General features: G+C 62.5%; 22 protein-coding genes. 15 read left to right on the top strand and 7 right to left on the bottom strand.

What is annotated here, in order from left to right; all coding sequences use genetic code 11:
- Positions 1 to 45: 45 nt before the first annotated feature.
- Positions 46 to 807, top strand: a complete 762-nt coding sequence (locus tag EN851_RS08585; RefSeq protein ID WP_127869687.1) for a hypothetical protein — start codon at positions 46 to 48, stop codon at positions 805 to 807.
- A gap of 22 nt (positions 808 to 829) precedes the next feature.
- Here EN851_RS08585 and mutL read toward each other — a convergent pair whose 3' ends face one another.
- The gene (mutL, locus tag EN851_RS08580) at positions 830 to 2,719 is read right to left on the bottom strand and encodes a DNA mismatch repair endonuclease MutL (protein WP_127278230.1); all 1,890 of its coding nucleotides are present in this window, start codon (positions 2,717 to 2,719) and stop codon (positions 830 to 832) included.
- 68 nt (positions 2,720 to 2,787) lie between these two features.
- Positions 2,788 to 3,690 (bottom strand): LysR substrate-binding domain-containing protein, encoded by a 903-nt coding sequence (locus EN851_RS08575; RefSeq protein WP_127278231.1) that lies wholly within the window; start codon positions 3,688 to 3,690, stop codon positions 2,788 to 2,790.
- A gap of 92 nt (positions 3,691 to 3,782) precedes the next feature.
- Here EN851_RS08575 and EN851_RS08570 point away from each other — a divergent pair, with 92 nt between their 5' ends.
- The 6 genes from EN851_RS08570 to EN851_RS08545 all read left to right on the top strand — a co-directional run bounded on the left by EN851_RS08570 (position 3,783) and on the right by EN851_RS08545 (position 11,504).
- Positions 3,783 to 5,333, top strand: a complete 1,551-nt coding sequence (locus EN851_RS08570; protein ID WP_127278232.1) for a trimethylamine methyltransferase family protein — start codon at positions 3,783 to 3,785, stop codon at positions 5,331 to 5,333.
- Positions 5,334 to 5,378: 45 nt separating this feature from the next.
- Positions 5,379 to 7,028 carry an ABC transporter substrate-binding protein gene (locus EN851_RS08565; RefSeq protein ID WP_127278233.1) on the top strand — a complete coding sequence of 550 codons (1,650 nt, stop codon included), beginning with the start codon at positions 5,379 to 5,381 and terminating at the stop codon, positions 7,026 to 7,028.
- 117 nt (positions 7,029 to 7,145) lie between these two features.
- On the top strand, positions 7,146 to 9,128 hold the full coding sequence (locus EN851_RS08560; RefSeq protein ID WP_127869686.1) for an FAD-dependent oxidoreductase: 1,983 nt from the start codon (positions 7,146 to 7,148) through the stop codon (positions 9,126 to 9,128).
- Between the two features lie 52 nt (positions 9,129 to 9,180).
- Entirely contained in the window at positions 9,181 to 10,290 is a 1,110-nt protein-coding gene (locus tag EN851_RS08555) for a mandelate racemase/muconate lactonizing enzyme family protein (RefSeq protein ID WP_127869685.1), read from the top strand.
- Between the two features lie 124 nt (positions 10,291 to 10,414).
- The gene (locus EN851_RS08550) at positions 10,415 to 10,891 is read left to right on the top strand and encodes a DUF3828 domain-containing protein (protein WP_127280283.1); all 477 of its coding nucleotides are present in this window, start codon (positions 10,415 to 10,417) and stop codon (positions 10,889 to 10,891) included.
- A 4-nt stretch (positions 10,892 to 10,895) separates the two neighbouring features.
- On the top strand, positions 10,896 to 11,504 hold the full coding sequence (locus EN851_RS08545; protein WP_127280282.1) for a hypothetical protein: 609 nt from the start codon (positions 10,896 to 10,898) through the stop codon (positions 11,502 to 11,504).
- 8 nt (positions 11,505 to 11,512) lie between these two features.
- Here the strand turns inward: EN851_RS08545 and queF are convergent, their stop codons facing one another.
- Positions 11,513 to 11,974 carry a preQ(1) synthase gene (gene queF / locus EN851_RS08540; RefSeq protein ID WP_127280281.1) on the bottom strand — a complete coding sequence of 154 codons (462 nt, stop codon included), beginning with the start codon at positions 11,972 to 11,974 and terminating at the stop codon, positions 11,513 to 11,515.
- 57 nt (positions 11,975 to 12,031) lie between these two features.
- Between queF and EN851_RS08535 the strand changes: the two genes are divergently transcribed.
- Positions 12,032 to 14,077, top strand: a complete 2,046-nt coding sequence (locus tag EN851_RS08535) for an NADH:flavin oxidoreductase (protein WP_135928978.1) — start codon at positions 12,032 to 12,034, stop codon at positions 14,075 to 14,077.
- A gap of 100 nt (positions 14,078 to 14,177) precedes the next feature.
- Here EN851_RS08535 and EN851_RS08530 read toward each other — a convergent pair whose 3' ends face one another.
- Positions 14,178 to 14,585 (bottom strand): hypothetical protein, encoded by a 408-nt coding sequence (locus EN851_RS08530; RefSeq protein ID WP_127280021.1) that lies wholly within the window; start codon positions 14,583 to 14,585, stop codon positions 14,178 to 14,180.
- A 127-nt stretch (positions 14,586 to 14,712) separates the two neighbouring features.
- Here EN851_RS08530 and EN851_RS08525 point away from each other — a divergent pair, with 127 nt between their 5' ends.
- Positions 14,713 to 15,159 carry a MarR family winged helix-turn-helix transcriptional regulator gene (locus EN851_RS08525; protein ID WP_245520708.1) on the top strand — a complete coding sequence of 149 codons (447 nt, stop codon included), beginning with the start codon at positions 14,713 to 14,715 and terminating at the stop codon, positions 15,157 to 15,159.
- A gap of 18 nt (positions 15,160 to 15,177) precedes the next feature.
- Here the strand turns inward: EN851_RS08525 and EN851_RS08520 are convergent, their stop codons facing one another.
- A complete protein-coding gene (locus EN851_RS08520; protein ID WP_127869681.1) occupies positions 15,178 to 15,918 on the bottom strand; it encodes a polysaccharide deacetylase family protein in 741 nt (246 codons plus the stop codon).
- A gap of 73 nt (positions 15,919 to 15,991) precedes the next feature.
- Entirely contained in the window at positions 15,992 to 18,064 is a 2,073-nt protein-coding gene (locus tag EN851_RS08515; protein WP_135928977.1) for an EAL domain-containing protein, read from the bottom strand.
- A 35-nt stretch (positions 18,065 to 18,099) separates the two neighbouring features.
- Between EN851_RS08515 and EN851_RS36765 the strand changes: the two genes are divergently transcribed.
- Genes EN851_RS36765 through tdh form a run of 3 tightly spaced genes read left to right on the top strand, consistent with a single transcriptional unit; the run spans position 18,100 to position 20,639 of the window.
- A complete protein-coding gene (locus EN851_RS36765; RefSeq protein WP_127280017.1) occupies positions 18,100 to 18,369 on the top strand; it encodes a hypothetical protein in 270 nt (89 codons plus the stop codon).
- 2 nt (positions 18,370 to 18,371) lie between these two features.
- Positions 18,372 to 19,559: a glycine C-acetyltransferase gene (locus EN851_RS08505; RefSeq protein ID WP_135863937.1), complete on the top strand. Its 1,188-nt coding sequence runs from the start codon at positions 18,372 to 18,374 to the stop codon at positions 19,557 to 19,559.
- Positions 19,560 to 19,604: 45 nt separating this feature from the next.
- Complete coding sequence (gene tdh / locus EN851_RS08500; protein WP_127869678.1) at positions 19,605 to 20,639, top strand: L-threonine 3-dehydrogenase; 1,035 nt, start codon at positions 19,605 to 19,607, stop codon at positions 20,637 to 20,639.
- Positions 20,640 to 21,182: 543 nt separating this feature from the next.
- Here tdh and EN851_RS08490 read toward each other — a convergent pair.
- Positions 21,183 to 21,632, bottom strand: a complete 450-nt coding sequence (locus EN851_RS08490; RefSeq protein ID WP_127869676.1) for a MarR family transcriptional regulator — start codon at positions 21,630 to 21,632, stop codon at positions 21,183 to 21,185.
- A gap of 93 nt (positions 21,633 to 21,725) precedes the next feature.
- On the opposite strand from EN851_RS08490, the gene hmgA reads away from it, so the two are divergent.
- The 3 genes from hmgA to EN851_RS08475 all read left to right on the top strand — a co-directional run bounded on the left by hmgA (position 21,726) and on the right by EN851_RS08475 (position 25,008).
- The gene (gene hmgA / locus EN851_RS08485) at positions 21,726 to 23,039 is read left to right on the top strand and encodes a homogentisate 1,2-dioxygenase (RefSeq protein ID WP_135863939.1); all 1,314 of its coding nucleotides are present in this window, start codon (positions 21,726 to 21,728) and stop codon (positions 23,037 to 23,039) included.
- Positions 23,040 to 23,050: 11 nt separating this feature from the next.
- Positions 23,051 to 23,905, top strand: a complete 855-nt coding sequence (locus EN851_RS08480) for an MBL fold metallo-hydrolase (protein WP_189343644.1) — start codon at positions 23,051 to 23,053, stop codon at positions 23,903 to 23,905.
- A gap of 89 nt (positions 23,906 to 23,994) precedes the next feature.
- Positions 23,995 to 25,008 (top strand): fumarylacetoacetate hydrolase family protein, encoded by a 1,014-nt coding sequence (locus EN851_RS08475; RefSeq protein ID WP_135883621.1) that lies wholly within the window; start codon positions 23,995 to 23,997, stop codon positions 25,006 to 25,008.
- The last annotated feature ends 10 nt before the right edge of the window (positions 25,009 to 25,018 follow it).

The following is a 25,018-nucleotide window of genomic DNA, read 5'->3' as shown; positions in this document are numbered from 1 at the left end:
ACGTGGTCTTGGCGGATTGTCATCGCGGAGCGCAGCGAGGTTGGGATGGGAAGACGTTTTATCTCAACGGTCGTTTGCTTGTTGCTGCTCAACGCAAAAGCCGTTGCGGGTTGGTATCACGTGGAAAACTACGAGGGTTTCCTCGGGTCGTCTCCTATCCATTTCTCCATACAGACATATGACAGCTTGGGCAGCGCGCCAAGGGTCGATGGAAGCTACTTCTACGACGCGAAGCAAATCCCGATTGCGCTGTATGGCATCGTCAGCGGTACCAGGTTCGTACTGTGCGAGATTACAGACGATAAGGAGCTTTATCGGATAATGGTGCAGGGACCGAGACCCCCTGTCGACACCACGAGGTGCCCGTTCTCCCTTGACCTCAATGAAGGCGTTGCGACAGGAAGCTGGAGCAAGGGCACGGATAGATATCCCGTCACCCTCAAGAAAATTGCGAGCCTGGATGACACCGGCGAGGGAAAGATCGACGGCACCGTCGAGATTCCGTTCTGGGCGCAGACAGCCACCGACAGGTTCTCGGGAGTTTACACGAATACCAGCGCCGGCCTTTGCATGGAAAAAATGCAGGTCATCAAAAAGAGCAGCCGCAAGGTTGTCCAGGAAATTGCCTTCGCCGATGACGACGCTTGCAGTGCCGGCATGCTGATGACGACCATCTACATGAACGTCGAGAAATGGGTGGAGCGAGGCAAGGACATTATTTCCGTGAATTTTCGAGGCGGCGGCGCCGGAACCGCGGTCGATTACGTCTTCAATTCACGAACAAGGAAATATCAGCAGAGCAAGTGAGGACTGGGCCGTTGAAACCGGTTCACCGCCGCCCGAACAGCCGCTCGATGTCCGCCAGCTTGAGTTCGATATAGGTCGGCCGGCCGTGGTTGCAGGTGCCCGAGCCGGGCGTCGCCTCCATCTGGCGCAGCAGCGCGTTCATCTCCTCGGCCTTGAGCAGCCGGCCGGAGCGCACCGAGCCGTGGCAGGCCATGGTGGCCGCGATCGTGTCCAGCCGTTCCTTGAGTGTCTCGACCGTATCGTTGTCGGCGATTTCGTCGGCGAGGTCGCGCACCAGTTGACCGACATTGGTTTCGCCCAGCATCGACGGCGTCTCGCGAACGGCAACCGCGCCCGGGCCGAAACGCTCGATGCCGAGGCCGAAGCGGGCGAGTGTTTCGGAATGCATGGCGAGGCGCTCGGCGTCCTCTTCCGGCAGGTCGATGATCTCGGGCAGAAGCAGCATCTGCGAGGGCACCGGCCGCGAGTGGAGGGCGTTCTTCAGCGCCTCGTAAACCAGCCGTTCATGCGCCGCGTGCTGGTCGACGATGACGAGTGAATCCCTGGTCTGGGCGACGATGTAGTTCTCGTGCACCTGGGCGCGTGCCGCACCCAGCACCGCGCCGAGCAGCGTCTCGGTTGCCTCATTCTGCCCCGCACGCGCATCGGCGCTGGCGAGCGGGCCGGCATCGAATGCCGCCTGGTCGCTCTCGCCGAAGCCGCCGGTTCTTGCGTTGCCGCGTTCAAAGCCTGCGCCTGCGAATTGCATGTCGAGCGGCCGCTGCGGCGAGCGCGAAGGGTCGAAGCCCGTGGGGCCGGACGCATGGAAAGCCGCTTCGTAGCTGCGATGGCCATTTGTCGGGCCACCGTGATCATAAGATGCGGCGCCCGGACGGAACGCAGCCATCATGCCGGCTGCACCCGTGGTGGCGGAGCGGATGCCGGCCTCGGCCAACGCCTGCCGGATTGCGCCGACGATCAGCCCGCGCACGAGACCCGGATCACGGAAGCGGACATCGGCCTTGGCCGGATGGACATTGACGTCGACGATGGCCGGGTCGAGCGAAAGAAACAGCACGGTCACGGCGTGGCGGTCGCGCGGCAGGACATCGGCGAATGCGCCGCGAATGGCGCCGGCGATCAGCTTGTCGCGCACCGGCCTGCCATTGACATAGGCATATTGCTGCAGCGCGTTGGCGCGGGTGAAGGACGGGATCGACACATGGCCGGTCAGATGCACGCCTTCGCGCATCGCGTCGATGGCAATGGAATTGTCGGGAAAGTCGGCGCCCATCACCTGCGCGACACGACGCAGGCTGCCGTCCGCGCTGTCCTCGGCCGCCGGCAGGTCCAGCGTCGTGCGGTCGGATCCGGCCAGCGTGAAACGCACCGTGGGGAAGGCGATGGCGATGCGCTTGACGATGTCGCTGATGGCCGAGCTCTCGGCGCGTTCGCCTTTCATGAATTTCAGCCGCGCCGGCGTGGCGAAGAACAGGTCGCGCACCTCGACCGTGGTGCCTCGATTGGCGGCCGCCGGCTTGACCGGCAGGACGCGGCCGCCGTCGATGCCGATCTCGGCGGCGCTGTCGCCCGAAGCGGTGCGCGAGCGGATCGACAGTCGCGACACCGAGCCGATCGACGGCAATGCTTCGCCGCGAAAGCCGAGCGAACGGATGTCATGGATATCCTCGGCGAGCTTGGAGGTGCAATGGCGCGCGATGGCCAGCGCCAGTTCCTGTTCGGGAATGCCGAAGCCGTCATCGGTGACTCGGATCAGGTTCAGCCCGCCGCCCGCTGTGACGACCTCTACCTTGCTTGCACCGGCATCGAGCGCGTTCTCGACCAGTTCCTTGACCACGCTCGCCGGACGCTCGATGACTTCGCCGGCGGCGATCTGGTTGATCATCGTTTCGGAAAGCTGGCGGATGGGCATGACGATAGCATAGGCGGATTCGTGTCGTGCGGGCGAGGGCGAACTGCGGCCGAAACGGTGAAACGACTTCACGCCTGCGCCAGCAGCCAATCCCTTACCTTGCGCGCATTGTCGCTGAGCTCGCGGTTCTTCGGCCAGATGACGTAGAATGCCGTGCCTGTCTTCATAACGTGGTCGGTGACCGGCACAAGCAGCCCCGTCGACAGCAGCCGCTCGACAAGGTGGCGCCAGCCGAGCGCGATGCCTTGCCCTTCCATGACGGCCTGGATCACAATCGCATAATCATTGATGCGCAAGCCACGCTCGGCATTGCGGAGACTGGCTCCGGCCGACTGGAACCATTCGTCCCAGTTCGGGGCCTCGCGATATGGCTCCTCCAGATGAATGAGGCGGTGTGTCGCTAGTTGTTCCACGGTCTCGGGCCTGCCGAATTTCGCCAGATAGCTGGGGCCGGCGACCGGAAAGATCTCTTCGTCCGAGAGCGACAGCGAATGATAATCCGGCCAGTCGCGCGGCACGCCGCCGCGCACCCCGAGCGGAATCCCCTCGGCGATGATGTCGAGGTCGCGATCGGCGGTCTGGATGCGCAGATCGACGCCCGGCAGTTCGTCGCGGAACTGCTGCAGGCGCGGCATCATCCAGAACGAGCCGAAGGCGGTCGAGGCAGCTAAAGTCACATGGCCGCCGGTCGCCTGCAGGCGAAGGTCCTCCGCGGATTTGCGGATATGCGACAGGCCGAGCGACACATCGGCATGGAAGCGCTCGCCGGCCTCCGTCAGGAGCACCTGGCGATGGCGGCGCTGGAAGAGCTGGGCGCCGAGCTGTTCTTCCAGCCCGCGCACCGCATAGGAAACGGCGGCCTGGGTCATGCCGAGCTCGCGCCCGGCGGCAGTGAAACTCGACAACCGGCCTGCCGCCTCGAAGACGATCAGGCTGCCGGCGGAGGGCAATAGATGGCGCAGGCTTCGCATAAGCACAGCTTATACAAGAGATCAGGATTTTCCAGCGTCACATCTATATTTCCCCTCGCTAAGTTGATCAGGATCGAAGGGATGGAGGCTCCATGAACGCACCGGCCGCTGAATTGACCGAACAGACCCACCGCCGTGGCGGCGGCCGTCTCGGGCGCAAGGCGCTCCGCAGCGCACCAATTGCCTCCTTTCCGACCCTGGTACGGCAGATTCCCGTCTATCAGATGGTTCCGGACGAGGCGGTGGAACTGATCCATGAGGAGTCGCTTTCGATCCTGGAAGAGGTCGGCTGCGAATTCCGCGACGACGAGGCCATTGCCTTATGGAAGGCGGCCGGCGCCGACGTCCGGGAAACGCGGGTCCGCATCGATCGCGCGCTGCTGATGGAACTCGTCGCCAAGGTTCCCTCCGAGTTCACGCTGAACGCGCGCAATCCCGAGCGCACCGTGCGCGTCGGAGGCAAGAATTCGATCTTCGTGCCGATGTATGGCGCGCCTTATGTGCGCGACCTCGACAACAACAGGCGCTACGGCACGCTCGCCGACCTCAATAATTTCCACAAGCTCGCCTACATGGCCCCGGCGCTGCACTCGTCGAGCTCGATCATCTGCGAGCCGATGGAAATTGCCGTGCCCAAGCGGCACCTGCACATCATCCATTCGGCGCTGAAATATTCCGACAAGCCGTTCATGGGCATCGTGACCTCCAAGGAGCGGGCGGAAGATACCATGGCGATGGCCGGCATCGTGTTCGGCGAGGAGTTCGTCCGCGACAATCCGGTGCTGGTGGCCATCACCAACTGTAATTCGCCGCTGGTCTGGGACGCCACCATGCTGGACGCCATGAGGGTGTATGCGCGCCACAACCAGCCGCTGATCCTGGCGCCCTTCGCGCTCTGTGGCGCCTCGACCTCGGCGTCCGCCGTCGGCGCGGTCGCGCAGGTCAATGCCGAGGCGCTTGCCGGCGTCGCCTTCACCCAGCTCATCCGTCCGGGCTCGCCCCAGATCTACGGCCAGTTCATGGTCACGGTCGACATGAAGACCGGCGCTCCCATGGGCGGCACGCCGGAGGCCGCCCAGATGATGTATCTGATGGGTGCGCTGGCGCGGAAATACAAACTGCCGTGGCGCACGTCCGGCTTCCATGTCGGCTCGAAGCTCAACGACGCCCAGGCGGGTTACGAAGCGAACATGCTGATGCATGCCGCCATTCTCTCCGGCGCCAATTATATCTGGCACTCGGCAGGATGGCTGGAAGCGGGTCTCACCTGCGGCTATTCAAAATTCGCCACCGACTGCGAACAGCTTGTCGGCTGGTACAAATATGCGGGCGGGCTGCCGTTCGACGATTTCAAGGAGGCCATGGCGGCAATCCGTGAGGTGGGGCCGCAGGGCCATTTCCTCGGCACCCAGCACACGCTCGACCATTTCGAGTCCGCGTTCTTCATGCCCAGTATCATGGACTTCAATTCGTTCGAACAGTGGAAGGCCGAGGGAGCAAAGGACCATGACACGCGCGGCCGCGAGAAAGCGCGCAACATGCTCGCCGATTATGAGGAGCCGAAACTCGATGAGGGCATCGCCGATGGTCTCAAGGATCTGATCGCGCGGCGCGAGGAAAAATTGCCCGACAGCGTTAGTTGAGGGAACGGGCAAAGACCCGACGGGAACAACAAGGGAGGAATGGACATGACGATTTTCAAAAGCAACGGCGATCGTGTGCCGCAGGCTATCGAAGCGATGGCCGCGGAGGCGCAAGCAGGCCGTGTCGACAGGCGCGAATTCCTGGCGCTGGCCAGCGCGCTTGGGGCATCAACGGCATTTGCCTATGGCATGATCGGCCTTGCCGCGCCGACACAGGTTTTGGCCGAGGAGCCGAAAAAGGGCGGGACGCTGCACGTCTCGATGTCGGTCAAGGCGCAGAAGGATCCGCGCACTTACGACTGGGTGGAACTGGCCAACATCTCGCGGACCTGGCTGGAGCCGCTGGTGCGCTATACCAAGCAGTTTACCTTCGAGCCCGTGTTGCTCGAAAGCTGGGACATTAACGACGACGCCACCGAGTACACGCTGCATGTGCGCAAGGGCGTCACCTGGAACAATGGCGATGCCTTCAACGCCGATGACGTGGTGCACAATGTGACGCGTTGGTGCGAGAAGGGCGTCGCCGGCAACTCGATGGCGGCGCGCGTCGGTGCGCTGATCGATGCCAAGACCGGCAAGGCCAGGGATGGCGCCATCACCAAGGTCGATGACAACACGGTCAAGCTGAAGCTCAGCGAGCCCGACATTTCGCTGATACCCAATTTCACCGATTATCCGGCACTCGTCGTGCACCGCAATTTCGACGCCGATGGCGCCGATCCGATCAAGAAGCCGATCGGCACGGGAGCGTTTGAGCTGGTGTCTTACGACGTCGGCCAGAAGGCGGTGGTCAAGCGCCGCGAGAACGGCAAATGGTGGGGAGGCGAGGCGCCGCTCGACGGGATCGAATTCATCGATTACGGCACCGACTTCAACGCTACGGTCAATGCATTCGATTCCGGTGAAATCGACCTCAACTTCGAGTCGCCCGCCGACTTCATCGACATTCTCGACAAGATGGGGCTGCAGAAATCGGAGGTCGCGACCGCCACCACGCTGGTTGCCCGCACCAACATCACGCACAAGCCTTATGACGACCAGCGCGTTCGCAATGCCCTGCAGATGGCAGTCGACAACAATGCGGTGCTGCAGCTCGGCTATAATGGGCGCGGCACGGTCGGCGAGAACCACCATGTCAGCCCGATCCATCCTGAATATTATCCGCTCCCCAAGAAGGAGCGCGATGCCGCCGGCGCCAAGAAGCTGATGGCGGACGCTGGTCAGGCCGACTTCGAGCATGAACTGATTACCATCGAGGACGACTGGCAGAAGAACACCGGCGATGCGATCGCCGGCCAGTTGCGTGACGCCGGCATCAAGGTCAAGCGCACCGTGCTGCCGGGCTCCACCTTCTGGAACGATTGGACGAAATATCCCTATTCGATGACCATCTGGTACATGCGCCCGCTGGGCGTCCAGGTGCTGGCGCTGGGCTACCGCACCGGCGAGGCGTGGAACGAATCGGCTTATTCCAATCCCGATTTCGACGCCAAGCTCAAGCAGGCGCTCTCGCTGATCGATGTCGCCAAGCGCAAGGAGGTGATGAAGGATGTCGAGCAGATCCTGCAGGACTCCGGCGTCATCATCCAGCCGTTCTGGCAGAAGCTCTACAGCCATACGAACAAGAAGGTGAAGAACTACGGTGTCCACCAGACCTTCGAAATGGATCTCCAGAACGTCTGGCTGGACGCCTAGCTTCAAGGATCGTGGCAAAGCCGGCACCCCCGAGGTGTCGGCTTTCCGGCAAAGAGCGACTTGGGTTGCGAGCGCTGGCGCCCGGGTGCCGCCGCCAAGGCTTTGAAGGAGCGGTGCATGTCTGGGCGGGTCTTCAACCGGTTGTTCACGCCGGCTACTCTGCGCGGCAAGACGTTGCGCAACAGGATCGTGTTCGGAGCCCACACCGCCAATATGGCGGTGGAGGGGCTGCCGACCGCGCGGCATGTCGGCTATTACGCGGAACGCGCCATCGGCGGCGCCGGCATGATCGTGGTCGAGCCGATGCCCGTGCATCGGGCCGCCGTGCTGACACGCGGCAACTTCAGCCCTTCCGATGACCGCGTCATCCCGCATTTTCGCAAGGTGACAGAGGCGATCCGCGGCAACGGCGCCGTCGCCATCCAGCAGCTCTATCATGTCGGTCAGCACGCGGACGCGGACAACTCGTTCCATGCCGGCTGGTCGCCTTCCGGCCTGCCGAGTTATCACGACTCCGACGGCTCGCATCGGATGTCCGAAGCCGAGATTGAGGAAACGATCGACGGCTTTGTCCAGGCGGCGCGCCGCTGCCGCGAGGCCGGCTTCGACGGCGTCGAGGTCTGGGCGGCGTACCATTCGATGCTGGACCAGTTCTGGACGCCCTGGTCGAACCGCCGCGACGACCGGTGGGGCGGCAGCCTTGAAAACCGCACGCGGGTGAGCCGTGAGGTGATGACCAGGATTCGCCGGGAATGCGGCGATGATTTCATCATCGGTCTTGCGGTCAATGACGAACCGGAAGTCGAAGTGGCGCTGAAGCGCGAAGCGCTGGCCGAGATAATCGACCTCCACGACCGCGATGCCTTGATGGACTATGTGACTTGTGGAACGGGTTCCTACTTCGATTTCTACAAGATCATGCCGACCTTTGTTTATCCCGAAAAGCTCGGCGCGGATCTTGCGGCGGTGCTCAAATCCACCGTGCGCCACGCGCTGATCACCGCCGAAAGCCATATCCGTACCCCCGAGAACGCCGAGAGCGTGCTGAGCGAAGGCCGCGCTGACCTCGTTTCCATCGTGCGCGGGCAGATCGCCGATCCGCATCTGGCTGCAAAGGCTGCCGCCGGACGGCCGCAGGACATTCGCGGCTGCCTGTCCTGCAACCAGATGTGCTGGGGCCGGCGCAGCCGCGATTACTGGATCAGCTGCGTCGTCAATCCCTCGGCGGGGCGGGAATGGGAGTGGGGCGGAGATCGCTTCGCTCCGGCCGCCCAGCCGAAGCGCGTGCTGGTCGTCGGCGGCGGCCCGGCCGGCCTCGAAGCGGCGCGCGCCGCGGCCGAGCGCGGTCATCGCGTCACACTGGCCGAGGCTTCCGACCGCCTTGGGGGGCAGTTCCGTCTTGCCGGACTGCAGCCGCGCCGTGCCCAGATTCTGGATCTGATTAGCTGGTACGAGCGTCAGCTCGGCCAGCTTCAGGTCGACATCCGTTACGGGCAGTATGTCGAAGCCGATGATGTCGAGCACGAAGGCGCGGATCACGTCATCATCGCCACCGGCTCGATGCCGCCAGACGGCGCTTTCCAGCGGGCCTTGCCGCAGTGGGACAGCATTCCGGGCGGTGGCCCGGTGCTCTCGGCCGAGGCGGTGATGGCTCGTGAGGCGAGGCCGGGAAAAAATGTTCTGTTGCTGGACGATGGCGGCAATTGGAAAGGCTGCGGCACCGCCTGGAAACTCGCCGAGGACGGTCACGATGTGACGCTTGTGACCCCGGACGCCCTGGTCGGCAAAGAGCTTCAGCGAATGGCCGTCGACGCGCCGCTGCGCCGAGCGCTCGCCAAACTGCGCGTGCGGTTCGTGACCGAGAGCGCCATCGTGCACTGGGATGGCAGGATGGCCAGGATTGCTTCGCTGCTCGACGGGACCGAGCAGGAGGTCGAGGCCGACGCTTTGGTCTTCGCCGCCACCAGCATGGCGCAGCACAGCCTGTCCATCGAGCTCGAACGGCGCGGAATTGCGCATACCTCCATCGGCGATTGTACCGCCTCCAGACAGGCGGCATTTGCCATTCATGACGGGCGCAAGGTGGCGCTTGGTCTTTGATGATCGCGAAAGGCGCCGGACCAGGCAAGGCATGAACGGGGCTGATGTCTGAATGCGTATCCAGTCAATCAAAGTCTATCAGGTGCTTCTGCCTGTCAAAGGCGGTGCCTACCGGATGGCCAGTGATAGCGTGCGGAATTTGGACAGCACGCTGGTTGAAGTGACCACCGAGGATGGACTGTCAGGCTGGGGTGAGACGTGCCCGATCGGCCCTGTTTATCAGCCCCAACATGCGCTGGGCGCGAGAGCGGCAATTGCCGAAATAGCGCCTGGACTTGTCGGCGAGGATACAACGTCCATGCGCCGCCTCGCCAAAAGAATGGACGAGCGGCTGAACGGGCACAACTATGCCAAGGCGGCCTTGGATATAGCTTTCCTCGACCTCACCGGCCAGCGGCTGGGCGTCCCGGTCTCAGCCCTTCTCGGTGGTGCGCTCACCGATCGTGTGCCGTCTTACTACTCGACGATCGTCGGTGCTCCCGACGAGACCGCGCGTATTGCCGCCGATAAGGTCAACGCCGGATATGCACGGCTTCAGATCAAGATCGGCGGGCGGGATCTCGAACAGGACGTCGCCACCGTGCACAAAGTATGGGAGGCCGTTGGCTTCAAGGCCCGGATAGCCGTCGACGCCAATCGTGGCCTGACCGCTGCCGCGGCGCTGCACATCGATCGGCTTTGCCAGGCAATCCCATTCGTGTTCGAACAGCCTTGCAACACCATGGAGGAAGTGGCGGGTCTCAAGGGACGCGTTACACATCCGATCTATCTCGATGAGAATACCGAGGATTTGAATGCCGTGTTGCGGGCAGTTTCGTCAGGTATCGCGGATGGATTCGGATTGAAGGTCACCCGCCTCGGCGGCCTCACCAAGATGGCCACGGTCCGCGACCTGTGTGCGATACGATCTCTTCCGCACAGTTGCGACGACGCCTGGGGCGGAGACGTCATCGCCGCGGCCTGCGTGCACCTCGCCGCTACCGTCGAGCCGAGACGTTTTGAGGGAGCCTGGATCGCGCAGGAATACATCGAAGGGCATACCGATCCCGTAAACCCGATCGTGATCGAGAACGGGCATATACGCGTCCCGCAGATCCCAGGGCTCGGCGTCAGGCCTGAGCGCTCCCAACTCAACGCGCCGATCGCTACTTTCGGAGACTAAGGATCGTTGGATGTGATCTATGCAAGTAGACGAGCCACCCGAAGGCTTCATGAGCCGCAAAAAAGCCGATATGCACGATGCGTGGTATTGATTGCTTTCCGCAGCCAAACATTCGGGGAAATCCATGAAACTGCTGCTCGCCGCCGTCTTGTCGATTGCCGCACCAGCCGCCGCATTGGCCGGTCCGGCGTCCGACGCCGTGAAGTTCTTCTATGTCCCGCAGGTCAAGTTCGAGGCCGACGCGCAATACCGCGATCGCTTCACCGAGCCGGTGACGAAACTGTTCGACCTCAACGACCAGGCGACCAAGAAGAATCCGGACCAGGTCGCCTGCATCGACTTCGACCCGGGCCTCGACGCGCAGGATTTCGACCAGAAGACCATCTCCAAGACCTTGAAATTGTCCGAGACGGTGGATGGCGACGCGGCACAAGTGGTGGCGAATTTCAGTCTCTTGCCGGAAGGAGACGATTCGCAGCGCGAAATGCACTGGTCGCTGAAGAAGGTCGACGGCAAGTGGAAGATATCGGACATTGCATCGAAGACCAGCGCCTGGACGCTGAGCCAGCTCGAATGCATGGCAGGCCAAGATCCGGAGTGATGCAATGGCCGGTCGCGCGCTCCTGTTATTGTCGGCCATGTGCCTGCTGGCGGCTGGCTTGAACGGCGCGGCTGCTCAGGGCCTGTTAGGCGCGCCGCCGGCAAATGCTCCGGCCGGGACCGCGCCCGATGACAGCGGCACGCCGCCGGCGACCGCGCCTGGCGGAGCTGCGGAGCCGGCGACGCCACCTGTCGCATGGCCGCCGAGCGGGCCCGCCACCCCCATCCAGCCGGGATCGCCGACAGCGGTTGTGCGGCCGTTCTACGATCAGGTCGGCCTGGAGATCGATCCGGCTCAGCGCGGCCATTTCATCGACCCGGCGAAAACCGTGCTCGACAAAAGCGATGCCTTGCGCAAATCCGGGCAGGGCGAGTGCCTGGACCCCAACATGGCGTTCGACAATGCGGACTATGACAAGGCCGAGATCGACAAGAGCCTGAAGACGCTCGAATCAATCAATGGCGATCAGGCCAAGGTCATCGTCGCCTTCGTCGTCGCCGGCAACCCGCACCGCCTTGAATGGAAGTTCAAGAAGGTCGACGGCGAATGGAAGATATCGGACCTTTTGTCGGTGACCGGCGAATGGGCGCTCAGCCAGTACCAGTGCGAATGATGGCCGAACTAGCCGCGCCCGCGATAGGGGGCGACGCCGGTGTCCGGCAGCCAGGCGCCTTCGGGCGGAGCGCCGGTCTGCCAGAAGACATCGATCGGAATGCCGCCGCGCGGATACCAGTAGCCGCCGATGCGCAACCACAACGGCTTGGTCGCGGCCACGATGCGCCGACCGATCATCACCGTGCAGTCTTCATGGAAAGCGCCATGGTTGCGGAACGAGGTCATGAACAGCTTGAGCGACTTCGATTCCACCAGGGCCGCGTCGGGTGCGTAGTCGATGACGATATGGGCGAAATCCGGCTGTCCGGTCACCGGACAGAGCGAGGTGAATTCCGGGACGGTGAAACGCACGATCGCCGGCGGTCCGTCACCGCGCGAAAACGGCACGGTTTCCAGGACCGCAGCTTCGGGGCTCTGTGGCGTCTCGACGTGCGTGCCGAGCTGGGTGAGATTTTTGGTATCGATCATGAGCGGGTTTCCTTGGATTTGCCGCTCATTAGCACAAATTAAAACGGCAGGAAGACGATGACCAGCAACGACCCGCTTCTCCAACCCTACCAGCTCAAGCATTTGACGCTGAAGAACCGGGTGATGTCGACCAGCCACGAGCCGGCCTACTCGGAGGACGGCATGCCGAAGGAGCGCTATCGGCTCTACCATGCCGAAAAGGCCAAGGGTGGCATGGCACTGACCATGACCGCCGGCTCGGCCATCGTTTCGCGCGACAGCCCGGCCGCCTTCGGCAATCTGCACGTCTATGACGACCGCATCGTGCCGTGGCTGGCCGAACTCGCTGACGCTTGCCACGAGCATGACTGCAAGGTGATGATCCAGATCACCCATCTCGGCCGCCGTACCGGCTGGAACAAGGCCGACTGGCTGCCGGTGCTCTCGGCCTCGCCGGTGCGCGAGCCAGCGCATCGTGCTTTCCCCAAGGCCATAGAGGAGTGGGACATCGAGCGCATCGTCGCCGACTATGCATCGGCCGCCCAGCGCTGCCAGGCAGCCGGTCTCGACGGCATCGAGTTCGAATCCTACGGCCATCTGATGGACGGCTTCTGGTCGCCGGCCACCAATCATCGCGACGACGAGTATGGCGGTTCGCTCGACAACCGGTTGCGCTTCACCAACATGGTGCTCGATGCGGTGCGGGCGGCGGTTGGCGACAAATTCGTCGTCGGCATCCGCATGGTCGCCGACGAGGATTTCGAGAAAGGCCTGTCGAAGGAGGAGGGCGTCGAGATCGCCAGGCGACTGGCCGGCTCCGGCAAGGTCGATTTCCTCAACATCATCCGTGGCTCGATCGAGACCGACGCGGCACTGACCAAGGTCATCCCGGTGACTGGCATGCGGTCTTCGCCGCATCTCGATTTCGCCGGCGAGGTGAGGGCGGCGACGAAATTCCCGACCTTCCACGCTGCGCGCATTTCCGACGTCGCCACCGCGCGCCACGCGATCGCCACCGGCAAGCTCGACATGGTCGGCATGACGCGTGCCCACATCGCCGATCCGCACATCATCAAGAAGGTGATGGAGGGCCGCGAGCACGAGATCCGTCCCTGCGTGGGCGCCACCTATTGTCTCGACCGCATCTACGAGGGCGGCGAGGCGCTGTGCGTCCACAATGCGGCGACCGGCCGCGAGGCGGATATTCCGCACGTGATCGCCAAGACGGAAGGGCCCAAGCGTAAAGTCGTGGTCGTCGGCGCAGGGGCAGGCGGACTGGAGGTGGCGCGGGTCGCGGCCGAGCGCGGCCATGAAGTAACGATCCTGGAAGCATCATCACAAGCGGGTGGCCAGGTCCGTCTGGCGACCCAGAACCCGCGCCGCAAGGAATTGATCGGTATCATCGACTGGCGTCTGGCCGAACTCGACCGGCTCGGCGTCGAGATCCGCTACGACACATGGGCAGAGAAGGACGACGTCCTGGCCCTGGCCCCTGACGTGGTGGTCGTCGCCACCGGCGGACTGCCGCAGAACCCGCCGCTGGCCTCCGGTGACAATCTCGTCACGTCGAGCTGGGACATCATGGCCGGCAGCGTCAAGCCGGCCGAGAATGTTCTTCTCTTTGACGACAATGGCGGCCATCAGGGCATGGGCGCGGCCGAACTGATTGCCAACAGCGGCTCGAAGCTGGAACTGGTTTCGCCGGAGCGGTTCTTCGCCCCCGAAATGGGCGGCATGAACCACGTTCCGTACATGCGGGCCTTCCAGGAAAAGGGCGTCACCATCACCATCAACACGCGCCTGCGCTCGGTGCGGCGCGAGGGCAATCAATTGGTCGCTGAACTCGCTTCGGACTTTGCCGATGGCTGGCACGGCGAACGCAGGGTCGACCAGGTTGTGGTCGAACACGGCACGCTGCCGCTCGACGATCTGTATCTGTCGCTGAAGCCGTTGTCGAAGAACACTGGGGCGGTCGACTACGAACGTCTGGTCAATGGAGGCGACGTTTTTCCCCAACGCAACCCCGAAGGGGGCTTCGTGCTGTTGCGCATCGGCGACGCGGTTGCCTCCCGCAACATCCACGCCGCCATCTATGACGGGATCAGGTTCGGGATCAGGATTTGATTACGATCAGGTGGCGCGCAACGGCCTTTGCAAGGAGAGCCACCTGCCGCTCTGGTCCGTTGCGCGCCGCGCATGATCGGCTTTCACCGGCCGTGCGATTCTAAAACAATTTGGCGGTCGCCATGCAAAGTACGGTGATGACCAGCAGTCCGCCGGCGATGCGTTCGCCCCTGGTCATTTTCGCGCGCAGCTCCGTTTGGGTCGCTGCATCGGCGCCAGCGAGCTGCCTGCTGGCGGAGCCCACAAGCGCGCCTTGCACACCGGCGGCGATTAGCGCCGTCAAAATGCCGAGCGCCAGTACCTTCTCCATCGAGCCGAAAGCACCCTCATGAAAGAAATACCAGAGCAGCAATCCGGTCAGAAAAGCCAAACCGGCCGCGCCCATTTGCGGCCGGAAGAACCGCTCTGCCCGGATGTCCGGATCGCGGGCAACCGCAATGGTCGTGCCAGCCCAGAATACGCCGGCCATGACGTGCAGGCCGATGACGACGATATAAACATATTGCATGACTGCATTCCTCTCATTCGCCCGCCGCCTGCGCGCCGCAACCATGCCGCGATGCCATCAATAAGACAAAGTTAGATATCTAACGGTTAGATGTCAATCATGAAGCCGAGTTTCACGTTCCCACTGCTTGCTCTACTGTCAGATCATGACACCGTTTGAACGCCCGCCGGTTGGTATGAACCTTGGCCGTACCGCCAAGCTTGTCGCACAGGCTTTCGACGCCGCCTTGGTTGAAGCAGGCGGCACATTGCCGGTCTGGCTCACGCTGCTGTCGGTCAAGTCGAGCGAGCTCGCCAATCAACGCGAACTTGCCGGCATGATCGGCATCCAGGGTGCGACGCTGACCCATCATCTCAATGCGATGGAGGCGCAGGGCCTGCTGACGCGGCAGCGCGATCCCCTCAACCGCCGGGTTCATCTGGTCCGGTTGACGGAGGCGGGAGAAGCGCTGTTCGAAACGTTGCGGCAAGCAGCACTTGTCTTCGACAAGCGGCTTCGCACAGGACTACCCGACGAACGTCTCGCGGAGTTTGCGCGGGTGCTGGCCGTATTGCGGGAGAATGTGGAGAGCTAGGAGTGCCGACCTGATGGCTTAGTTATCATAGCTCGGGATTGTTCCAAACGCATAGTGGCGCAGTTTCAGTGCGGTGATCAGCTTGGTCAGTTGCGTCTTGCCGTCAAAGCCGTCCTGGAACATCTGGTCATGCATCAAAAGGATCAGCTTGCCGGGCTTGGCAAAGTGGCCGTAGCCGAACAAATGATCGATCTCGCTGACCAGATGATCGACGCTCTGGACCGGCTCGCCGCTGTCCTTGTGCACCCACTCGTGGTCCCATCCATAGAGATAAAAGCCGGACGCTGCGACGAACTCATAGTCGGGGTCTTCGCGCCCGGCTTGCGCTTGCCCAAGCGAATTGTCGTTCTTCGACATCGAAGGCAGCCGGAACACGTCGCGCCCCGGCAGGCGGGCGTGCACCGCGGACTTCAGGCCCAGAACGGCATTGGCCATGAGCATGTCGGCAACCACGCCTTCCGTATCGCCATAGAAATGCCGGTAGTGATTGTAGGCGTGACTGTAGCTGTGGTTGCCGATCGTCACCAGCGGCATCGCCTTGGCGCGCCGCACCAACGTCTTGTTGGACGCACTGGCCTCGGCATGCATGCCGACCATGAACAGCGTTGCCGGAACCTGCGCCGCCTCCAAGACGTCGAGGATGTTGCTTGTGCCGTTCAGAGGACCGTCGTCGAAGGTGAGGTAGATGGTGCGATCCGCGCCATGGGCCGGCAACGCCGACATCAACATGGCTGCCAGGGCAAGCCGAAAGAATGTCATGGGCCACTACCCGTTTGCGATCAGGACAGGCCGCCACTTCATCGGCTGGTTGTCAAGCCAGGCCCGGCTCCGCCTACGCCAGGCTTCCCTGCAATACCGTCAGCCTGGCCTTCTTCGGCATGCGGGCGGTCAGCCATTCCAGCGCCTTGTCATGCGGCATCGGGAAGGCGATGGAATAGCCTTGCACCTGGTCGCAGCCGATCGCCATCAGCGAGTCGAGCTCCGCCTCGGTTTCGGCGCCCTCGGCGACGATGGAGATGCCCAAACCCCGTGCAAGTTCGGTGATGGCGCGCACGATCTTGGAGTTGTCGCCATTTTCGTGGATGTTCTGGACGAAGCGGCGGTCGATCTTGAGCCGGTCGATCTCGTTGGGATTGACGTGGCTGAGCGACGCATAGCCGGTGCCGAAATCGTCGAGTTCCAGATGGACGCCGGCCGCCCGGATGTGCCGCAGCTTGGCCGCGATGCCTGTCTTCTCGTCGTCGAGGATGACGGATTCGACGATTTCCAGCGACAGTTTCTGCGGCGGCAGCCCGGCTCTCTCCAGCGTGTCGAACAGAAACGCATCGAAATCGTGCTCACGCAACTCGGTGCCCGAGACGTTGACGGCAAGCCGGCCGAAGGCAATGCCGGCACGGTTCCATTCGGCGGCTTCGTTGATCGCCTTGCTGATCACGATGCGGCCGATCTCCGGCATGAAGCCGCATTTCTCCGCGACCGGGATGAATTCGCCCGGCGAGATCATGCCGCGCTCGGGATGGTTCCAGCGCACGAGGGCCTCTATGCCGCTGATGGTGCCGTCGGTTAGCGAAACCTGTGGCTGGAAATAGACTTGGAACGCTTTTTCGGAAATGGCGACCTTGATGTCGTGTTCGAGCTGCTTGCGGTAGTCGAGTTCCCTTCGCAGTTCCTCGGAGAAGAACGAGAAGTTGCCGCCACCCATCTTCTTGGCGGAATAAAGCGCCAGATCGGCGTGGACCAGCAGGTCTTGCGCATTGTCGGCGTCGATTGGATAGACGGCGATGCCGCCGCTGGCGCCCGGAAGAATGGTGGTGCCCTGGAACACGATCGGCTCGTTGATGTGCACCAGTATGCGCCGTGCCAGCATGTTGATGTCCTCGGTGCTGCCGGCTCCGTTGAGGATCATCACGAATTCGTCGCCACCAAGCCGCGCGCACAGATCCGACGCCCGGCAGGAATCGCGCATGCGCTGTGCCGTCACCACCAGGACATAGTCACCGGCGGCGTGGCCCAGCGTATCGTTGATCTGCTTGAAGCGGTCGAGGTCGAGCTGGACCACGGCCAGGCGCTCGCGCCGGCGATGCGCGCCTTTGATCAGCGTCTCGAAATGGTCGGTCAGGAAGGTGCGGTTGTGCAGGCCCGTCAGGCCGTCATGCACCGCGATGAAGGCCATCGAATTGCGAGCGTCGACCAATTCACGCGTTTTGCGCAGGATCGCGTTGGACATCGGCCTGAAGATGAACAGCGCCACCAGCAGGATGACGCCGAGGGTGGCATAGAACAGCGTGCGGTGGAGAGTGAGCAACTTTTCGGAGCGCTCGTCGGCGTCGGCACTGATGCGCTGGCCGAGCGCGGCATAGCCCGACAGCGTGGCATTGGCGACAGAGGCATCGAGGTTGACGCGTTCGGCGCCGCCCTTGTAGCCGCCATTGTCGCCAAGGTTGAGCTGCGATTCCAGTGCAGAGATCAGACGATCGCCGTTGGCGATCAGGCCAACCGAGAAATAGTCGAGATGGAAGGGTTTGGCGAAAAGCACGCTCTCGATCGACTTCGGATCGAGCTTGGCAGGCGATTGCGGATCCGCGCCTGTCTGCTTGAGCAGCAGATCGTAGTTCGTCTCGAACTCCGCCGTGGCCTGCTTCAGCGCGCTGACCAGCGCCGGCTGCTTGTCGCGCGAGGCGACGCCTGTCGCGCTGGCAAGGAAGACGATGCGCTGCGACAATGTCTTCTGCGTGCCGACGATGTCGAGCAAGGTGTTGTTGTGCTGCTGCGTGGCCATCGTCTGCTGCAGCAAAGCGAAGGAGGCTGCCACCATGGCGGCAATGATCAGCAGCGCCAGCCAGTAGCCAGCCTTGATCAGCAGTATGAGCTTGCCTGAAACGGTTTGCACCGGCTGCTGAGACATGTTCGGGGGCGGCCCTCTCGCCAACGGATTTCTGTATGAGCACCATTGAACTGCAAACGTTAACAGGACCGGAAGTCGACGGCTGGCCGGCAAGGGGGAGGCGCGGAAAGATCGCGAAATGGTTATCGGGTTCTTTCGCGGCCGGCCCGCATTTGAGCATTCGTCAATCCATGCGTGCGGGATGGTCGCTTGGGCAATGTCCATCGCGTCCCCCTGATGCTGCCCGGCCACCTGATCCGGTCGCTTTTGCGATGGATTTTTTGCGCGGGCCGGACGACAGTCTGCCCACGTCAAACGAGGCCTGATCATGACCGCAGCATTTCTCTCCCATATCGACAGTGAGCTTGCAGGGCTGAAATCCGCCGGCCTCTACAAGTCCGAGCGGGTGATTTCCTCGATGCAGTCGGCCGAAATCGAGGTGGGCGGCGAGAAAGTGCTGAATTTCTGCGCCAACAACTATCTCGGCCTCGCCGACAGCGCGGACCTGCGCGCTGCGGCCACGCAGGCGCTCGACCGCTACGGCTACGGCATGGCGTCGGTGCGCTTCATCTGCGGCACGCAGGAGGAGCACAAGCAGCTCGAGGCGACGATTTCATCCTTTCTCGGCCTGGACGACACGATCCTTTATGGCTCTTGCTTCGATGCCAATGGCGGCCTGTTCGAGACGCTGCTGGGCGAGGAGGACGCGATCATTTCCGACGCGCTCAACCACGCCTCGATCATCGATGGTGTCCGGCTGTCGAAGGCCAAACGCTTCCGCTACGCCAACAACGACATGGCCGATCTGGAAGCGCGATTGAAGGAAGCGAAGGATTGCCGCTTCCGGCTGATCGCCACCGATGGGGTGTTTTCCATGGACGGCATCATCGCCAATTTGAAGGGCGTCTGCGATCTCGCCGAAAAGTACGATGCCATGGTCATGGTCGATGACAGCCATGCGGTCGGCTTCGTTGGCAGGAATGGCCGTGGCTCGGCCGAGCATTGCGGCGTCGAGGGCAGGGTGGACATCATCACCGGTACGCTCGGCAAGGCGCTTGGCGGCGCTTCCGGTGGGTATACCTCGGGCAAGAGGCAGGTGGTCGACTGGCTGCGCCAGCGCTCGCGGCCCTATCTCTTTTCCAATACGCTGATGCCGGCGATCGCCGGCGCCTCGATCAAGGTGTTCGAGCTGATCCGCAATGGCGATGCCTTGCGCGAGCGCCTATATGCCAATGCGGCGCGGTTCAGGTCCGAGATGGGCAAGCTTGGCTTTACTTTGGCCGGGGCTGATCATCCGATCATACCGGTGATGCTGGGCGATGCGACGCTGGCGCAGGAGATGGCCGCGCGCATGCTGAAGCGCGGCATCTATGTCATCGGCTTCTCTTTCCCGGTGGTGCCGAAAGGCCAGGCACGCATCCGCACCCAGATGTCGGCGGCCCATTCCAGCGCCGACATCGACCGCGCGGTGGAGGCCTTCGGTGCCGTCGGCAAGGAATTGGGCGTGATTTCCTGAGCGTCGAAAAGCGATTCCGGATCAAGAGATTCAAGGGACAAAAGAATGTCGAACATGATGAAGGCGCTGGTGAAGGCCAAGGCCGAGCCGGGCATCTGGATGGAAGAGGTGCCGGTGCCGGAGATCGGCCCCAACGATGTGCTGATCAAGGTCAAGAAGACCGCGATCTGCGGCACCGACGTCCACATCTACAATTGGGACCAGTGGGCGCAGAAGACGGTGCCGGTGCCGATGGTGACCGGCCATGAATTCGTCGGCACCGTCGCCGATTTCGGCGCGGCGGTCACCGAATACAAGGTCGGCCAGCGCGTCTCGGGTGAAGGCCACATCGTCTGCGGCCATTGCCGCAACTGCCGCGCTGGGCGAGGGCATCTGTGCCGCAACACGCTCGGCGTCGGCGTCAACCGTCCGGGTGCTTTTGGCGAATATCTGGCCATTCCGCAGCACAATGTCGTGCCGATCCCCGACGACGTGCCGGACGAGATCGCGGCCATCTTCGATCCCCTTGGCAATGCCGTCCACACCGCATTGTCCTTCGACCTGGTAGGCGAGGATGTGCTGGTCACCGGCGCGGGGCCGATCGGCATCATGGGGGCGTTGGTGGCGCAGTGCGTCGGCGCACGCAAGGTCGTCATCACCGACATCAACCCGGTGCGGCTGGCGCTGGCGAAGAAGCTCGGCGTCCAGCACGTCGTCGACGCCTCGAAGGAAAAACTGCGCGACGTCATGCCGGCGCTCGGCATGACCGAGGGGTTCGACGTCGGGCTGGAAATGTCGGGCGCCGCGCCCGCCTTCCGCGACATGATCGACACCATGAACAATGGCGGCAAGATCGCCATCCTCGGCATCGCGCCGACCGGCTTCGAGATCGACTGGAACAAGGTCATCTTCAAGATGCTGCATCTGAAGGGCATCTATGGACGCGAGATGTTCGAGACCTGGTACAAGATGATCGCGCTGGTGCAAGGCCCGCTCGATGTGACCGGGCTGATCACGCATCGCATCGGTATCGATGATTTCCAGTCGGGTTTCGACGCGATGCGCAGCGGCAGTTCGGGCAAGGTGGTGATGGATTGGTAAGCGGCCGCCTACCCATCTTGCAAATGCTGAATGAGTTTGTGACCTTCATATCAAGCTTGGCATCCCAACTCTTGATCATGAGATTGCGGGCGATATGGGCCAATTCGTAAGATGCGGTCCGAAGGTCGTCGAAAGGCAGGGCAGGGATTTCAGCCTGCTTCGTCGGCGGTATGATCTCCCCCAACTTTACCATGCAATTCTCGACACGAACATCTTCGACCAAACTCAACGGACCCCAGTAGAGAGTCCAGAAGCGTGAACGAGCGTTCTTCCAGACAGCCGGATCTGTGGTATTCGCTAGGGTTGAAACGGTTTCACTGGCTTCAAACAACAGCCTGGTCTGCTCTTTAAGGAACGGCTCGCGATTTGCCTGGGCCTGTTTGTCAGAATATTGCCAGATACCGAGCAAAACGGTCGCGATGCTGATCGCCCAAGGGACAAATGTCTTCCAATCAAGGTGGTCCATCACGACCTCTCCAAGCGGAAGAAATACCTCGACTTTATGACCGTATAGCGAAAATGAAAATGGTCTTGCCCGCTATTTCAGAATTGCGCTTCGAGTTTCGCGATAGCTGCGAGAATTAGGGAGCGGTCCGATAAATCGAGCCGCGCTAGCAACTGTGACTCGAACGCCTTCGCCAACGGCACCATTTCGCGATATGCGGCAAGGCCCGCTTTGGTCAGCGTCAGATGCTCGACGCGCCGGTCGCTCTCATCCGGCGCGCGGGTCAGCCAGCGCCGCCGTTCGAGTTCCGCGACGGCACGCGAGACTTTGGTCTTGTGCATGGCTGATTGCTCGCCAAGCGCCGTCGCGGTCATCGTGCCGCGTTGTCCCAAGCCCGATAGCGTGCGCCATTCCGGTCGGGTCAGCCCGAGGCGGTCGCTGTAGATTTTCGAGAATTCCCGGCTGACCGCATCGGCAAGCCGGTAGAGCCGGTAAGGCAGGAAACTTTCCAGCTCCAGGATCTCGGGATCGGTCGCTTTGCTCGTCATGTTTCAGCGCTCGCATATGTCTCGCGTCGCCATTGATAGTTACATTTTCGATGGTTACAAATGAAACCAGTTTGGTCAATCCGGGAGGAAGCGATGGCCTTTTCCTATATGCCGGGCTTCGGCAACGATTTTGAGACCGAGACATTGCCCGGTTCGCTGCCGCAGGGGCGAAACTCGCCGCAGCGGCCGGCCTACGGCCTCTATGCCGAGCAGCTTTCCGGCTCGCCCTTCACCGCGCCGCGCGGCACCAATGAGCGTTCCTGGCTCTATCGCATCCGGCCAAGTGTCAAGCACACCGGCCGCTTCAAGGCAGCCGGCTACCCGCTGTGGAAGACTGCCCCCAATGTCGGCGACCACGAACTGGCGCTTGGCCAGTACCGCTGGAATCCGGTGCCGATGCCGAAGGAGCCGACCGATTTCATCCAGGGCATGCGCAGCATCACCACGGCCGGTGACGTGCTCGGGCAGACCGGCATGGCCGCCCATGTCTATGTCGCCAATCGCTCGATGGTCGATGATCATTTCTTCAATGCCGACGGCGAATTGCTGGTCGTCCCGCAGGTGGGCAGCTTGCGGCTGGTCACCGAGATGGGCGTCATCGAGCTTCGACCCGGCGAGATCGCCGTGCTGCCACGTGGCCTCGTCTTCAAGGTCGAACTGGCCGACACCGAAGTGCGCGGCTATGTATGCGAGAATTACGGCGCCAAGCTGACACTGCCTGATCGCGGCCCCATCGGTGCCAATTGCCTGGCCAACCCACGCGACTTCAAGACGCCCTGCGCCTGGTTCGAGGAGAAGGAGACGCCGTGCCGGCTGATCGTGAAATGGTGCGGCAATTTCCATGTCACCGAGATCGGCCATTCGCCGCTCGACGTGGTGGCTTGGCACGGCAACTACGCCCCCTACAAATATGATCTGGCGACGTTTTCGCCGGTCGGCGCGCTGCTGTTCGACCATCCCGATCCATCGATCTTCACCGTGCTGACCGCGCCGAGCGGCGAGGAGGGCACGGCCAATATCGATTTCGTCATCTTCCCGCCGCGCTGGCTGGTGGCGGAAGATACGTTTCGGCCGCCCTGGTATCACCGCAACATCATGAGCGAGTTCATGGGTCTGATCCACGGCCAGTACGATGCCAAGGAGGAAGGCTTCGTTCCCGGCGGCATAAGCCTGCACAATCTGATGCTGGCCCACGGCCCGGATGCGCCTGGCTTCGAAAAGGCCTCGCGCGCGGACCTGAGACCGGTCAAGCTCGACAACACCATGGCCTTCATGTTCGAGACCCGCTATCCGCAGATGCTGACCCGATACGGTGCCGAACTGGAAACCCGGCAGGACAATTATATCGACTGCTGGGCCGACCTGAAGAAGCGCTTCAACGGCACGCCCGAGGGCGACTGGTCTTGAGCGGTAATTCAATGCCGGATCGGCTGGTGCTGTTGGGCTCCAAAGGCGGCCCTGCGCTACGGCCGGGCGGGCCGTGGCCGAGTTCGTCGCTGCTCGAGATCGGCGGGCGGGCCATCGTCGTCGATTGCGGGCTCGGCGTCACGCGCGGCCTTGTCGATGCCGGTGTCAGCCTGAAGGCGCTCGACCTGATCTTCATCACGCATCTGCATTCCGACCATGTGCTGGAACTGGGTCCGCTGATCCACACCGCCTGGACGGCCGGATTGGCGACGCCGGTCAGCCTGTTCGGCCCGCCCGGCACCGGCCATTACTGGCGGCGCTTTTGTCAGGCGATGGAATTCGACATCGAAATCCGCATCGTCGACGAGGGCCGGCCTGATATTCGCGAGCTGGTTTCTGTCGAAGAATTCGGCGAAGGCCATGTGGTCGAGCAGCGCGGCCTGAAGGTGACGGCGCTGCGCGTCGACCATCCGCCGGTGACCGACTGCTTTGCGCTGCGCTTCGAGCATGGCGGCAAGAGCGTGGTGTTTTCGGCCGATACAGCCTTCTTCCCACCGCTCGCCGATTTCGCCGAAGGCTCTGATATCCTCGTCCACGAAGCCATGCTGGAGGAGGGGATCGAGCGGCTGGTTGCCAGGACCGGCAATGGCGCGCGGCTCAGGGAACACCTGCTCGCCAGCCACAGCTTTGCCGAAGAGGCAGGCCGCATCGCCAGCGATGGCGGCGTGAAGAGACTGGTGCTCAACCACCTCATTCCGGCCGACGACCCCCAGATTGGCGAGACCGATTGGACTGCTGCCGTCAGGAAAACATGGGCCGGCGACTTGACGATCGCTCGCGACGGCCTTGTTGTGGAGCTAGCATGATCCCGAAAAGTGGAAACCGGTTTTCGGAAAAAGATCATGCGTAAGAAAAGCCAAAGCGGCGCCAAGGCCGCCTCAGGAGAGGGAACCGCATGAAGCTTGCCACACTGAAGGATGGGACGCGCGATGGAAAACTCGTTGTCGTTTCGCGCGACCTGACACAGTACACAGACGCCTCGTTCTTGGCGCGCACGCTGCAGGCGGCACTCGACGACTGGCGCAGGATCTCGCCGCATCTCGCGACAATCGCCGAATCGCTGGAGAACAGTGCGATGCCGGCGGCTCGCTTCCACGAGCACGACGCGCATTCGCCGCTGCCACGCGCCTATCAATGGGCCGACGGCTCCGCCTATGTGAACCATGTCGAACTGGTGCGCAAAGCGCGCGGCGTCGAGATGCCGGCAAGCTTCTGGACCGATCCGCTGATCTATCAGGGCGGCTCGGACTCCTTTGTTGCGCCGCGCGATCCGATCCGCATGGCCGACGAAGCCTTCGGCATCGACATGGAGGCCGAAATTGCCGTCATCGTCGACGATGTGCCGATGGGCGCCAGCCTCGATGAAGCGCGCGCCGCGATCCGGCTGGTCATGCTGGTCAACGATGTCACGCTGCGCGCGCTGACCGGCCCGGAACTCGCCAAGGGTTTTGGCTTCTTCCAGTCGAAACCGTCCTCGGCCTTTTCGCCGGTCGCGGTGACGCCGGACGAACTGGGCGACGCCTGGGATGGCGGCAAGGTCAGCCTGCCGCTGCTCGCCGACATCAACGGCAAGCCGTTCGGCCGCGCCAATGCCGGTGTCGACATGACCTTTGACTTCCCGGCACTGATCGCTCACGCCGCCCGCACAAGGCCGCTGGTATCAGGCACCATCATCGGCTCGGGTACGGTGTCCAACAAGCTCGACGGCGGCCCGGGCAAGCCTGTGTCGGCCGGCGGCGCAGGCTATTCCTGCATCGCCGAACTGCGCATGATCGAGACCCTCGCGAGCGGCGAACCAAAGACGCCGTTCCTGCGCTTCGGCGACACGGTACGCATCGAGATGAAGGACAAGGCCGGGCATTCGATCTTCGGTGCCATCGAGCAGAAGGTCGAGAACTACGCGAGATAGAGGCTAGGAC

This window comes from Mesorhizobium sp. M8A.F.Ca.ET.208.01.1.1 (assembly GCF_004791315.1).
GTDB lineage: Bacteria > Pseudomonadota > Alphaproteobacteria > Rhizobiales > Rhizobiaceae > Mesorhizobium.
The sequence above is the reverse complement of the archived record's forward strand: the minus strand, read 5'-3'. Positions and strand labels throughout refer to the sequence as shown.